The sequence below is a fragment of the Pontibacter lucknowensis genome, from assembly GCF_900156415.1.
Lineage (GTDB): Bacteria > Bacteroidota > Bacteroidia > Cytophagales > Hymenobacteraceae > Pontibacter > Pontibacter lucknowensis.
In genome coordinates, this window is sequence record NZ_FTNM01000004.1 from 224,087 (window position 1) to 236,161 (window position 12,075).

Annotated in this window: 13 protein-coding genes; 6 read left to right on the top strand and 7 right to left on the bottom strand. The window is 52.9% G+C overall.

From position 1 onward, the window contains the following. Positions 1 to 81 precede the first annotated feature (81 nt). The gene (locus tag BW972_RS14090; protein ID WP_076422596.1) at positions 82 to 1,443 is read right to left on the bottom strand and encodes an NAD-dependent succinate-semialdehyde dehydrogenase; all 1,362 of its coding nucleotides are present in this window, start codon (positions 1,441 to 1,443) and stop codon (positions 82 to 84) included. Between the two features lie 256 nt (positions 1,444 to 1,699). Here BW972_RS14090 and BW972_RS14095 point away from each other — a divergent pair, with 256 nt between their 5' ends. The 5 genes from BW972_RS14095 to BW972_RS14115 are packed head-to-tail and all read left to right on the top strand — an operon-like array spanning position 1,700 to position 4,905. Then, positions 1,700 to 2,320, top strand: a complete 621-nt coding sequence (locus tag BW972_RS14095) for a TIGR04282 family arsenosugar biosynthesis glycosyltransferase (protein WP_007651954.1) — start codon at positions 1,700 to 1,702, stop codon at positions 2,318 to 2,320. A gap of 57 nt (positions 2,321 to 2,377) precedes the next feature. After that, positions 2,378 to 2,713 (top strand): arsenosugar biosynthesis-associated peroxidase-like protein, encoded by a 336-nt coding sequence (locus BW972_RS14100; protein WP_076422597.1) that lies wholly within the window; start codon positions 2,378 to 2,380, stop codon positions 2,711 to 2,713. A 3-nt stretch (positions 2,714 to 2,716) separates the two neighbouring features. Then, positions 2,717 to 3,781, top strand: a complete 1,065-nt coding sequence (gene arsS / locus BW972_RS14105; protein ID WP_076422598.1) for an arsenosugar biosynthesis radical SAM (seleno)protein ArsS — start codon at positions 2,717 to 2,719, stop codon at positions 3,779 to 3,781. Next, positions 3,732 to 4,307: a rhodanese-like domain-containing protein gene (locus BW972_RS14110; protein WP_234986389.1), complete on the top strand. Its 576-nt coding sequence runs from the start codon at positions 3,732 to 3,734 to the stop codon at positions 4,305 to 4,307. The genes arsS and BW972_RS14110 overlap by 50 nt, the downstream gene beginning before the upstream one ends. Next, entirely contained in the window at positions 4,300 to 4,905 is a 606-nt protein-coding gene (locus tag BW972_RS14115) for a TIGR04282 family arsenosugar biosynthesis glycosyltransferase (protein ID WP_076422600.1), read from the top strand. The genes BW972_RS14110 and BW972_RS14115 overlap by 8 nt, the downstream gene beginning before the upstream one ends. Before the next feature lie 3 nt (positions 4,906 to 4,908). Here the strand turns inward: BW972_RS14115 and BW972_RS14120 are convergent, their stop codons facing one another. After that, complete coding sequence (locus tag BW972_RS14120) at positions 4,909 to 6,075, bottom strand: L,D-transpeptidase family protein (RefSeq protein ID WP_076422601.1); 1,167 nt, start codon at positions 6,073 to 6,075, stop codon at positions 4,909 to 4,911. 203 nt (positions 6,076 to 6,278) lie between these two features. On the opposite strand from BW972_RS14120, the gene BW972_RS14125 reads away from it, so the two are divergent. Beyond that, positions 6,279 to 6,962, top strand: a complete 684-nt coding sequence (locus BW972_RS14125) for a DUF2461 domain-containing protein (RefSeq protein ID WP_007658465.1) — start codon at positions 6,279 to 6,281, stop codon at positions 6,960 to 6,962. A 5-nt stretch (positions 6,963 to 6,967) separates the two neighbouring features. On the opposite strand, the gene BW972_RS14130 is transcribed toward BW972_RS14125, so the two are convergent. The 5 genes from BW972_RS14130 to BW972_RS14150 all read right to left on the bottom strand — a co-directional run bounded on the left by BW972_RS14130 (position 6,968) and on the right by BW972_RS14150 (position 12,066). Further along, the gene (locus tag BW972_RS14130; protein ID WP_076422602.1) at positions 6,968 to 7,561 is read right to left on the bottom strand and encodes a hypothetical protein; all 594 of its coding nucleotides are present in this window, start codon (positions 7,559 to 7,561) and stop codon (positions 6,968 to 6,970) included. A gap of 10 nt (positions 7,562 to 7,571) precedes the next feature. After that, entirely contained in the window at positions 7,572 to 8,180 is a 609-nt protein-coding gene (locus BW972_RS14135; protein WP_007658462.1) for a hypothetical protein, read from the bottom strand. 181 nt (positions 8,181 to 8,361) lie between these two features. Further along, the gene (gene bla, locus BW972_RS14140; protein WP_143732090.1) at positions 8,362 to 9,117 is read right to left on the bottom strand and encodes a subclass B1 metallo-beta-lactamase; all 756 of its coding nucleotides are present in this window, start codon (positions 9,115 to 9,117) and stop codon (positions 8,362 to 8,364) included. 112 nt (positions 9,118 to 9,229) lie between these two features. Then, positions 9,230 to 10,588: an MptA/MptB family glycosyltransferase gene (locus tag BW972_RS14145; RefSeq protein WP_076422604.1), complete on the bottom strand. Its 1,359-nt coding sequence runs from the start codon at positions 10,586 to 10,588 to the stop codon at positions 9,230 to 9,232. Further along, a complete protein-coding gene (locus BW972_RS14150) occupies positions 10,585 to 12,066 on the bottom strand; it encodes a cellulose synthase family protein (RefSeq protein ID WP_076422605.1) in 1,482 nt (493 codons plus the stop codon). The genes BW972_RS14145 and BW972_RS14150 overlap by 4 nt, the downstream gene beginning before the upstream one ends. Between the last annotated feature and the right edge of the window lie 9 nt (positions 12,067 to 12,075).

A 12,075-nucleotide genomic window follows, 5' to 3' on the forward strand; every position in this document is an offset into this window, starting at 1 on the left:
GCTTCTCTTAAATTGTTCATAATAAAACGATCAACAATTTAACTACTCCCTAATTCACTCAATCACTCATTCACTCAATCCCTAACCCACCCAGATACTCTTCTGGTTGGTAAACTCCCGGATACCGATGTAGGAGAGCTCGCGGCCGTAGCCTGATTTTTTAATGCCGCCGAAAGGCATTTCGGGGGTTGAGGCGACCATGGCGTTGACGAACATGGCACCGGTCTCGACCTGTCGCGCTACACGCAAGCCACGTTCCTGATCACTGGTAAATACAGTACCGGCCAGGCCGTACTTATGGTCGTTTGCTATTTTGATAGCTTCTGCTTCGTCTTTCACCACAAACGCGATGGCTACCGGGCCAAACAATTCGCCTTCGTAGGCAGGAGAGCCGGGCTTCGGATCCTGGATGATCATCGGCTTGAAGTAGGCGGAGCCTTTTTCGTGGCCACCTTCCAGCACGACTTTGGCGCCTTTCCGGATAGATTCCTGTACCTGCTGCTCCAGTTCCTCGGCCAGGTCTTGGCGGGCCATCGGACCATAATCACAGTCTTCGGTGAGCGGATCGCCGGTACGGAGGGTCTGCATTTTCTCCTTCATCCTCTTCAGGAAAGCATCGGCTATACCTTCCACTACAATGAAGCGCTTGGCTGCAATGCAGCTCTGGCCCGTATTGACCATGCGCGATTTTACGGCAGTAGTGGCGGCGGCTTCGAGGTCAGCATCTTCGAGGATGATAAACGGATCACTGCCGCCCAGTTCGAGTACCGTTTTCTTGATCTCGCTGCCCGCTTTTTCGGCTACTTTAGAGCCAGCGCCTTCACTGCCGGTCAGGGTCACGGCCTTTACAATGGTATTTTCGATGATCGCATCTACTGCCTTTGAGCCAATGAGCAGGGTATGGAAGACATCCTTCGGAAAACCTGCCTTATGGATGATCTCTTCAATGGCCAAGGCACACTGCGGCACGTTGGAGGCATGTTTGAGTACGCCTGCGTTGCCCGCCATCAGGGCAGGGGCCAGGAAACGGAAAACCTGCCAGAATGGGAAATTCCAAGGCATCACGGCCAACACCACCCCCAGCGGTTGGTAAGCGATCAGGCTACGGCTGGCACCGGACTCGACCTCCTCGTCTTTCAGGAATTCAGCAGCGTGTTCGGCATAGTAACGGCACACCTTGGCGCATTTCTGTACTTCGGATATGGCATCCTTCAGTGGTTTGCCCATTTCCAGTGTGATAATGCGCCCGTACTTTTCAGCTTCCTCTTCCAAAATGTCAGCACAGCGGTTCATCAGGCGGGCTCTTTCCTCAAAACCGGTGTTTTTCCATTGCTGAAAAGCCTCATCGGCTGCTTTCAGTTTCTGCTGCACCTGATCGGAAGTATGCTCCTCAAATGTTTTGATTACTTCGTTGGTTGCAGGATTTATTGTTTGTATCGCCATTTGTTTCAGATTCTAGGTAAGATGTGCTGTAAATATACGGTTGCCGGACTATTTATGCTGCCGGAGACAATAAACTGATAAAAAAAGGGTTAAATATTGTGTTGTTAAAGTTCTATTTGCGGGATTTTGCGGATATTGTTACTTCTTTCGCAAATATTCCCTTTTTTATAGATTGTTTCTTACTAAATTGCCTTCCACTAGAGTTTAGAATGGATTTTACTCCAGAAATAAAAACTCTTTATTTTAAATTATTCTTTTGAATACGCTCCAACACGATACCGTCATTTTGCTGTTTGCCCAGATGCCTGAGCAGCAGATCCGCTTTAAAACGTTCACTGAGGAGCATGGCCCTGAACTGAACAAGCAAGCGGCCGACCTGCTGTTGCAGCATACCTTGTTTGTGGCCAAGGGTTCCGGTATCCCGCTGGTGGTGATCTACCCGGAGCGGCAGGAGGGAAGCAATTTCGGGGAGCGCCTGGCCAATGCCTTTCAGGAAGTTTACTCCATGGGCTACCAGCGTGTGATCTGCATCGGAGCCGACTGCGTGGACCTGACCCCGGCTGACCTGCTGCTGGCCCAGGATGCGCTTAGTAAAGGCCGCATGGTCGTGGGACCCGGTACAAATGGCGGTGCTTACCTGGTAGGCCTGCACATCGACTGCTTCGACCCCGAGGCACTGGCCATGCTCAACTGGCAAACCGACGAACTGCTGAACGAACTCGTGCTCTATGGCTACCGCATGCAGGCCAGCATGGGCAGCTTGACGGTGCTCGACGAAAAGACCGAAGCAGGAAGCGGAGCCGACCTTTCCCGCCAATTGAACATCCTCCCCGTATACCATCATCTGCACAGGCAACTCAGCGCTATTCTGAGCTAACCAAACAGGAGTCTTAGTTTCTTGTTACCTTTAAGGTAAATAAGACTTTATTTTTCTATGGATAATACGTATTACAATCCGGCGGACCTGAAGAAATTCGGGAACATCAGTGAGTTGCAGCCAGAGATGGGCCGCAAGTTTTTCGATTATTACGGTGAGGTATTCAAAGAAGGCGCCCTGACCGAGCGCGAAAAAGCCCTGATCGCCCTGGCCGTGTCACACGCCGTGCAGTGCCCTTACTGCATTGATGCCTATACCTCTGACTGTCTGGAGAAAGGTGCTGACGAAAACCAGATGATGGAAGCCGTGCACGTGGCTGCCGCCATAAAAGGAGGCGCTGCGCTGGTGCATGGCGTGCAGATGATGAACAAGATCAAGGACCTGACCATGTAGCCCATGCCTATACCTGTTAAATCGCTGAAGGCGCAGCAGCACCAGTTTGCCAACCCGGCTTTTCAACTGGAGGTGCTGCAGCATGCGGGAACGGAAGAAGGCGATTTTCCACTTTTCGGAGCCAAGTTGCGCGAGCACGAGCTATACCCTTTGCGACCTGCCGGCACCAGCATTTTGCAGGTGAACGTGGGCAAGATGTGCAACCAGACCTGCCGCCACTGCCACGTCGACGCCGGCCCGGATCGCAAGGAGATCATGACCCGCGCAACGATGCAGCTCTGCCTCGATGCACTGGCCAGATCCCCTCAACTCACTACCGTGGACCTGACAGGCGGGGCGCCGGAAATGAACCCTGATTTCCGCTGGTTTGTGGAGCGACTGTCGGCGATGGGGCGGCAAGTCATTGTGCGCTGCAACCTCACCATCATCCTGGCCAATCCCAAGTACTACGACCTGCCGGAGTTTTTCAAGAAACACCGGGTGCAGGTGGTATCCTCTTTACCATATTTCTCGGCTTCCAGAACCGATGCCCAGCGCGGCGATGGCGTGTTTGAGAAATCCATTAAGGCGCTTCAGATGCTCAACAAGGTGGGCTACGGGCAGGAGGGGAGTAGCCTGGAGCTGAACCTGGTCTACAATCCGTCGGGTGCTTTCCTGCCCGCAGGTCAGAAATCGCTGGAGGCTGAGTTTAAACGGCGATTAAAGAGTGGCTACGACATAGAATTCAACAACCTGTTTTGCATCACCAACCTGCCGGTCAGCCGCTACCTCGACTACCTGATAGAGAGCGGAAACTACAGCAGCTATATGGAGAAGCTAGTGACGGCCTTCAACCCTGTAGCGGCGGCAAATGTGATGTGCCGCAACACCATTTCAGTTGGCTGGGACGGTGCGCTGTACGACTGCGACTTTAACCAGATGCTCGAGCTCAAGGTACAGCCCGGCACGCCGCAGCACATCCGCGACTTTGACCTGAAGCAGCTCGACGAGCGACAGATCGTGCTAAACCAGCATTGCTATGGCTGCACGGCCGGGGCCGGTTCCAGTTGCGGCGGCTCTACCACCTGATCTGCTTATGCGCTATACCTGGCATCATCGGCTATACCTGGTTTTATCTCTTTGCCTGCTGCTGTCAGCCTGCAATCAGCCTTCCGATGCGGCTTACAACCTGATGCTCCGGCAGCTCTACAGCAACAGCGTTGATACCATTTCGGCTGGTCAAGTGCAGCAACAGCTGCGACAAGGTATAGCGCCGCTACTACTCGACACCCGCAGCGAAAGCGAGTACCAGGTGAGTCACCTGCCCGGGGCCCGGCATGTAGGGTACGAAGACTTTGACCTTTCTGACCTGGAAGACGTACCCCCAAATACACCCCTCGTGCTATACTGCTCGGTCGGCTACCGCAGCGAAAAAGTAGGGGAGCAGCTGCAGGCAGCAGGGTATACCCAGGTGCGAAACCTGCACGGCGGCTTATTTGGCTGGGTGAACCAGGGACTGCCTGTTTATGACGGGCAGGAGCAAACTACAAAAGTGCATGGCTATACCCGCGCCTGGGGAGTATGGCTGCGCAAAGGAGAGAAAGTATATGACTGAGAAAAACCTGTTGATGCTCTTTGTCCGTAACCCGGAGCTGGGCAAGGTGAAAACTCGCCTGGCAGCCAGTGTGGGACCCGAAACGGCACTCGATATTTACCTGCACCTGCTCCGCCATACCCGCGACATCACCCAGCACCTGCCCCTGGATAAAGTGGTATACTACTCCGAAAAAGTGGAGCAGAATGACCTCTGGCCTGCGCAGCACTACCACAAGAAGCTACAGTACCCCGAAGGTGATCTTGGTGAGAAAATGAAAAAGGCTTTTGAGGCTGCTTTTGCTGAAGGCTATACCTCGGTTGTCATCATCGGGAGCGACTGTCCGCAACTTACTCCCGAGATCATCAACCAGGCATTCGAAGAATTGAAAACACATGAAGTGGTGATCGGTCCGGCCCTGGACGGCGGTTACTACCTGCTCGGCATGAAGCGCCTTTACCGTGATTTCTTTCAGGACAAACGCTGGAGTACCGAGCACGTCTTTCCCGATACCATCGCCGACATAGAACGCCTGCACCTGAGCCATACCTTGCTGCCCTACCTTTCGGATGTGGACGAGCTCGAAGACCTGCAGGAAAACTGGCCGGAACTGGGTTAGGTTCTACTGCCCCAGCCCAATCTCCTCCAGGCTGTCATACCCATATATATCCTCCCGGAACTGAATAACCGAAAACTCATCGGCCCAGGCTGTCATGTACACAATAATCAGCGGCACCGGCTTTTTGAGTCGGATGAACTGCTCGTCTTTGTCAGATGCCAGCACCTTTTCGATGCGATTTTCTGATAGTCCGCTCCGTTCCTGCAGCAGGTATAGCGCCAGGTCTTCGGGATTTTGCAGCCGGATGCAGCCATGGCTGAAGGCTCTTTTCTCGAGGGAGAACAGGTGTTTGTCCTTCGTATCGTGCAGGTATTGGCTCACGCGGGTATCAAACAGAAACTTCATCTGCCCCAGCTCATTATGCGGACCGGTTACCTGCACGATCCGGTAGTTGAAATCCGAGGCGCTTACGGTGCTCCAATCCACATCCCAGGGACTTATCTTTTGCCAGCCACCCAGCAGCTTGGGTTTGAAAAGCTCCATGTCACGACTCTTCAGGTAGCCGGGATTGCGTTTGAGCAGGGGCAGAATCTCTTTGGAGGCAATGGAGTTGGGGATGTACCAGTAGGGATTGAAAACAATCGTATGCAGCTTGGTATGGTTGACGATAGTGGGCAGGTTTGGCTTGCCCACGATGGTGCGCAGGTATAGCTGCACGCTGTTCTGGTCGATCAGCCGCAAGGTATAGTCCGGTATGTTGACAATAATGTAAGGCTGTGGCAAGTCGCGACTGAAGGCTTCCCAGCGGTACAGACTGTTCTGCAATTGGCGCAGTCGCTGCAGGGGTGGCACATTAAGCGCAGCCACAGTGCGAGGACCTACAATGCTGTCGGCTTTGAGTGCGTGCCTTGCCTGAAAACGCACGACGGCCGCTGCTATCTCGCGGGTATATAGCATTGAATTATCAGTAGTGTCAGAGTCGGCCAGGTCGCCGGTCAGGAGCAGGTTGGCGCGCAGGTTTGGGGTGTGCCGGCTGGAGTCGCCGGGGCGGAGCAGCAGCTTGTCGGGGAAGGTATGCCAGGGGCGGTCGCTCAGGCCCTGGTAATGCGTAATGGCCTGCCGGAGTTGCTCTTTCTGGTCTGGCACAAGCAGCCATACCTCCGTAGAGTCGCTGGCTACACCCGAGAGCGAGTACAGAAACAGCGAAACAATGAAAAGCAGGCGTGCCATGGGCGTTAAGAGAGCAGTGGTATTAAATGTACGCAAGCGGCAAAAATAAGACGCTAGCCTCTCTGTTTTAACAACTTACAAGATTGATTGGTTTGCTTGGAAGAAAGGTATAAATTGGCTTATCCGGCATAGCCATAAACAAAGCCGGCGCAAGGACTGTATAATAGCCCAATGCATCGCTAAAAGCACGAAGAAACCAGCCCATGGCAACAACGATAGACAAAACCACACTGACTTTTCTGGCCGATCTGACTCAAAATAACAACCGCGAGTGGTTTCAGGAAAACAAGCCCCGCTATGACGCCGCCCGCAAAAACTACCTGGGCTTTCTGGATGAACTGATGGAGGAGATGGCGCTTTTCGAGCCTGTGGCGATCGGACAGAAGGGCAAAGACCTCGTATTCCGGATTTACCGCGACGTGCGGTTTTCTAACGACAAGAGACCTTACAAAGATCATTTCGGAGCCTACATAGCCGAAGGGGGGCGCAAATCCATTTTGCCGGGCTACTACCTGCACCTGGCCGCCAACAACAATTCCTTTCTGGCCGGTGGTCTGTGGATGCCGCCTGCCGATTACCTGAAAGCCGTGCGACAGGAAATTGATTATAATCTGGACGAACTGGAGCGGATCATTCAGGAGCCTTCTTTTAAAGACCGCTTTGGCAGCATTCAGGGTGAGCAACTCAAAACCACGCCCAAGGGATACGACAAAGACAATCCGGCCATCGAGTACCTTCGCTTCAAAAGCTGGAACGCTACGATGCAGCTGCCTGACAAAGTGGTGCTCAGCAAGGATTTTATGAATACGGTACTGGAGGGCTTTAAAGCTGTGAAGCCATTTAATGATTTCCTGAGGGAACCGTTGAGGGATATTGGGGAAGAGTAGTTCTTTTACTTTATCATCCACAATAAAAAAGATCCAAATACAAGAAAAATAGCCAAAATCAGGGAGCAGCCAGGCTTAGTTGCTTCCTGATGATAGCTTCTGTCAGGACTGAAAGTTTTTAACGGAGAAAAGTCTTGTGTCTCAAATAGAGGCTCAGAAAAAGAAAACTCCTTTTCCTCTAAAACCTGATACTCCTCTCCGGAAGCGAAGCCCATTTTGATGGCACTTTTATGTCCCTCGAAGACTGCACACACATTGTCACCCTCTGTATCCTGATCTGATACATAGACTAAAGCTCTTTGACCAATATACTTTCGGGGTAGATTATCTTCTGCTGTTACTGTCCAGTACCCAAGAACCTTCGCTTTGAAATTATCAACTTCGGGGTATGTCAGGTAATTCACAAAATATTTGAATCTCTCAAAATCAGGCTGATTTGAAAAATACAGCATATAGAGATTTTCTTTGACAGTTGACATATTTACTGTAATTCCGTCGGTAAAACCAGACTCAGAGTAAAGATCAGCAAGTTGTTGAACAGCACTGGTTACATCTTCCTGTCGCGGGCCATAAAGCAATATATAGTTAACTGGTGCCATAAATATCAAGTTATTCCAAGGTCATTGTCATGGTGCTTAGATCGTAATAGCCTTTAAAGCTTTTCTGAAGCAGAGTTTTCCCGTTGCACTTATATTTCAGGTTGCTTGTGATGATGATTGAGTCCCCGTGCAGCTGGTACTTAAATCCTGAGGAGGTGGAACTGTAATGGCAAGGGGTGTTTGGGCTGGCGTCCGCAACAGCCGGCGCAAGTGCCTTTCTCCAAAATTCAATTCTGATCAACTGCCCATCGACTTGCTGGTACTTCCTAAATCGTAGGGCCAGCGAATCGTTATGGACCTTGAACATCCGGGGTTTGATGCTTGTGATAGTAACATAGTTTTTGCCAAAATAAGTATAGGCATCGTCCTTGTATAGCTCTTTGCAGTTAATATCAAGCTTAACCGGGTATTGATTGGCTATCCACACCTGAAAAAACTGCTCGACTGTCAGCTCGGTAACATGCTGTAGCTGCTCTCCTTTACGGACTTGATTCGTACTAACTGTGCTTTTGGAAGATTGGCAACTAATCAAAACGTTCACTGCCAAAAGACAACTAAAAAGCGATGTTCGGTATAGCGGTCGATGCTCCATATAGGCCTGTAGTTTGCTGGAAACCATGTGAAAATGCTTACGCTGACGGCCTGCTCCGTAGTGCGGAAAGTCAGCTTGGTAACGCTATACCTATACCCTACAGACATTCGAAAGCTTGATGTTGAACACCGAAGGGTACTGCGCCATTGATTCTCCCAAGGCGTAGAAAAAGACACAGTTAAAAATGCTACATTACTCTAGCAATATATCATTTTTGCTCAAACAGACGAATAGTGTAGTCGAACAATTGTTGCCCACCTGCTTTGCCATGCCCCGGTATAACATGTTTCACTTGTGGGAAAGTAGCTTTCAGTTTCGCTACCGTTTGCGGCCAGGCGATCGTGTCGGCATCGGCCAGGTTGCCTTTGCCAGCGCCCTGTTCCTTGATCAGGCAGCCGCCAAACATGGTCTCCGCCTTCGGGAAATAGCCGACTACATTATCGTGCGTGTGCCCCTTGCCAGGGTATAGAACCAGTACTTTTTCGTTTCCGACCTTCAAAGTCAGCTCTTCCTCAAAGCCATGCGCTGGCACGGCTGTATTGTTGTTCTTAGCCAAGGCAATGGTCCTGTGGCTGGCGTAAGTCGGGATGCCCCGTTGCTCGAAAGCCTGCAGTCCGCCCAGGCAGTCGTCGTGAAAGTGCGTGGCGACAACTGCTTTTACTTTGCAACCCAGGCCTTGCTCCACCCAGTCGATCAGCTCCACGGAGGCCCGGTCTGTTGCCGGCGTGTCAAAAATGATGGCTTCCTGCTGGTCAATCACCACCATACCGTTGCAGGGCACTTTGCCAAAGCTTTGGGTTTCCAGAAAGGACAGGTGTTGGTATACCTGGTCTGCTATTTTATGTATCTCCAGTGTTCCGGAGGTATAGCTCTGGCTATCATTGGCGGCTATACCTGAGGCTTTCTTTTCAGCAGCTATCTCGTTGGTTGCCTTTGGAGATTGGCAGGAGAGGAGACAGCTCATAAGCAACACCCCTAACAATGGTGGCTTATTCGCTAGACCGCAAAGTATACTTGGAACGTACTGGCAGTGGTTTTTCATAAGGTGAGTGATAGACAGGTATAAAGTTTACTTTTTACTTGGGCTGGGCAACACTCTGCCGGGGCAGGTTGGCGTGCTTTTTCTGTTGTCGGTACAGGTATAGCTCGGCCAGCAACCAAAGTCCGACCAGGGTATACTCCAGGGCCACAAGCCACAGGTTTTCAGTGTAGGCGCTGGTGCGGTAGGCGGAGTAACTGAAAATAGCCAGGCAGCTCCAGACAGTTGCGTAGCGGAAGTGGCTCAGGGTGGTCAGCGCAACCAGTGTGGTGATGTACCAGGGGTGCACCGTGGTGGCTAGCAGCAGGTATACCGTGAGGGCCGCCGCCATGTAGCCGGCCAGTCGGCGCACCGAGCCCAGCTTCTTCACCGCCGCCATCGACAGGATAGCAATAAATGTTGCCAGCGAAAGCAAAGGACCAATCACGGCAATCTGATTGTAGCCTGTTAGCTGGTAGCCCAGCCAGCGGAGCAGGTAGTAGACGCTGGCATTGAACTCAAAACGCTGAAAATACAGATCGATGCTCTGCCAGATATTGTGCAGCACCTCCCACGAAAGCAAGGGCAGAAAGAGCAGCAACAGAACAGCAGTCATCACTACACTAAAACTGATAAAGCGTCTTAGCCCCAGCTTGCGCCACACAATGGGCAGGAACATCAGCGGCAGGAGCTTGCTGCCGACGGCCAGGGCAAAAGGCACCGCCGCGATAAAGTAGCGCTGGTAGTGCAGCTGGTACAGGAAGAGCAGCAGGAAAAAGATCAGCAGCGCCTCCATGTGCAGGTTGCCCGTCAGCTCGAGGATCACCAGCGGATTGAGGGCATAGATATGGACGTAGCGATCGGGCAGGGCCATGCGGCGCAGGAGGCGTAGCAAAAGCAATATGGAGCCTGTCTCGGCAGCCAGGATGATCACCCGCATCACCAGGATGCTGCCTGTCAGGCTATCTGGTGAGAGGGCAGCTGCCAGCCAGAATACACCTTGCAGCACCGGTGGGTATACCGAAAAGTAATGCTGGGAATTGAGCAGCAAAAACAGTTCAGCCGTGAGGCCAGGTATAGCAGGGGCTTCTTCGCCTACAAACTGTGCCGGCAGGTATAGGTAGGGATTTTCACCGGCCAGCAGCAGACGCCCGTCCCACACGAAGCGGAAGTAGTCGTCGGATAGCGCTGGTACAGCAAAGAGGAACAGCAGTCTGAAAAAGAGACCGGCCCCGATGCCGTGCCATACGTTCAGCTTCTGGTTGGTGACATAGGCGTAAATGCCAAAAGCCAGCAAAGTGAGCAGGAGCAGCTGCGTAAAGTTCTCACGAGGCGTCGCATAGCCCAGCGCCAGGTATACCAGGGCCAATATCCCCAGTAAGGAATAAGTTGCTATGTGCTTTCGGGCAAGGGTCATGCGCGGCGGCTATGGTTGAGCGAGTATACGAAAACGGCACCAAAACCGAGCATCAGCATCGCATGAAAAGGCAGTAAACCATAATCCTGCAGCCTGAAAGCTACCAGAATGCCATACCCGAAATAGATCGCCAGCAGCCCCTCCAGCAAGGTAACCGGATGGAGGCTGGTGATGGCATAGGCGTGCTGGCGCCAGGAGTCGTGGCGGTGCTGCAGGTTGTGCTTGGGTGTGCGGATAAAAGGCGTTTTCCGGCCCAGGTAGCCCTCCAGCACCGCCACTGTGTTGTGCAGCGACATCCCCATTGACATGGAAAGAAACAGAAAAAACTCAGGTATAAAGCGCCTGGTGGTATGCCATACCGAGCCGGTTTGCTGGTAGAGGGAGGTCCAGTAAAATGCCAGCAGGGCCAGCAGACTGACGATCAGCAGCGAGCCCAGCGCAAAAAGCAGTTCGAGCGCCGGTACGCTGTGTTTCAGGTATAGCATCGGTATGCTGAGCAGGGCCGTGAGCAGCACACAGACGAAGATGCTACTGTTGAGCAGGTGGAAAATTGCGTGCAGGCGGGTAGTGAAGGGCATGGGCGCGAGCAGTACCTTGCCCAGATGCTTGCGGGCAGTTTCGGCAGCGCCTTTGGTCCAGCGGTACTGCTGCGACTTAAGGGCTCCCATGGCGGCAGGCAATTCGGCGGGGGCTTCTACGCCCTGCAGGTAACGGAAATGCCAGCCCCGCAACTGGGCGCGGTAGCTTAGGTCCAGGTCTTCGGTCAGTGTGTCTGACTGCCAACCACCGGCATCCACAATGCAGCTTTTGCGCCATACCCCGGCCGTGCCGTTGAAATTGATAAAATGCCCGCCGCTGTTGCGACCGACCTGCTCGACGGTAAAGTGCGCATCCAGCCCGAAGGCCTGCAGCCGGGTAAGCAGTGAGTAGTCCTGGTTCAGGTGGCCCCAGCGGGTTTGCACCACGCCCACCTGCCCGTGATCGAAAGCAGGTATAGTGCGCTTCAGGAAATCAGGTTGTGGAACAAAATCAGCATCGAAGATGGCAATGAAGTCGCCGGTGGCTTGCTGGAGGCCGTACTGCAGCGCTCCGGCTTTGTAACCGCTGCGGTCAGGGCGGCGCACGTGCTCCAGTTGAAGGCCGCTGCCGGCGTGTTGGGCCATCTTTTGCCGGATCAGTTCACTCGTGTCGTCGGTAGAGTCGTCGAGCAGCTGGATCTGTAGCAGGTGGCGGGGGTAGTCGAGGGCGGCCACGGCGTCAATCAGGCGCTCTACCACGTAGCGTTCGTTATAGAGCGGGAGCTGTACCGTCACGGCAGGCCAGGTATAGCTTTCATCAGGTATAGCCCCGGGTGCAGGTATAGTTTTCCGGCGGGTCCAGTAGAGGTAGGTGAGGTGCAACTGCACCAGGCTGTAGCAGAAGATGAAGGCCAGGCAAAGACCATACACGGCAACAAGAAGAAGCTGAGGGATTGTCATGCGGTGGCG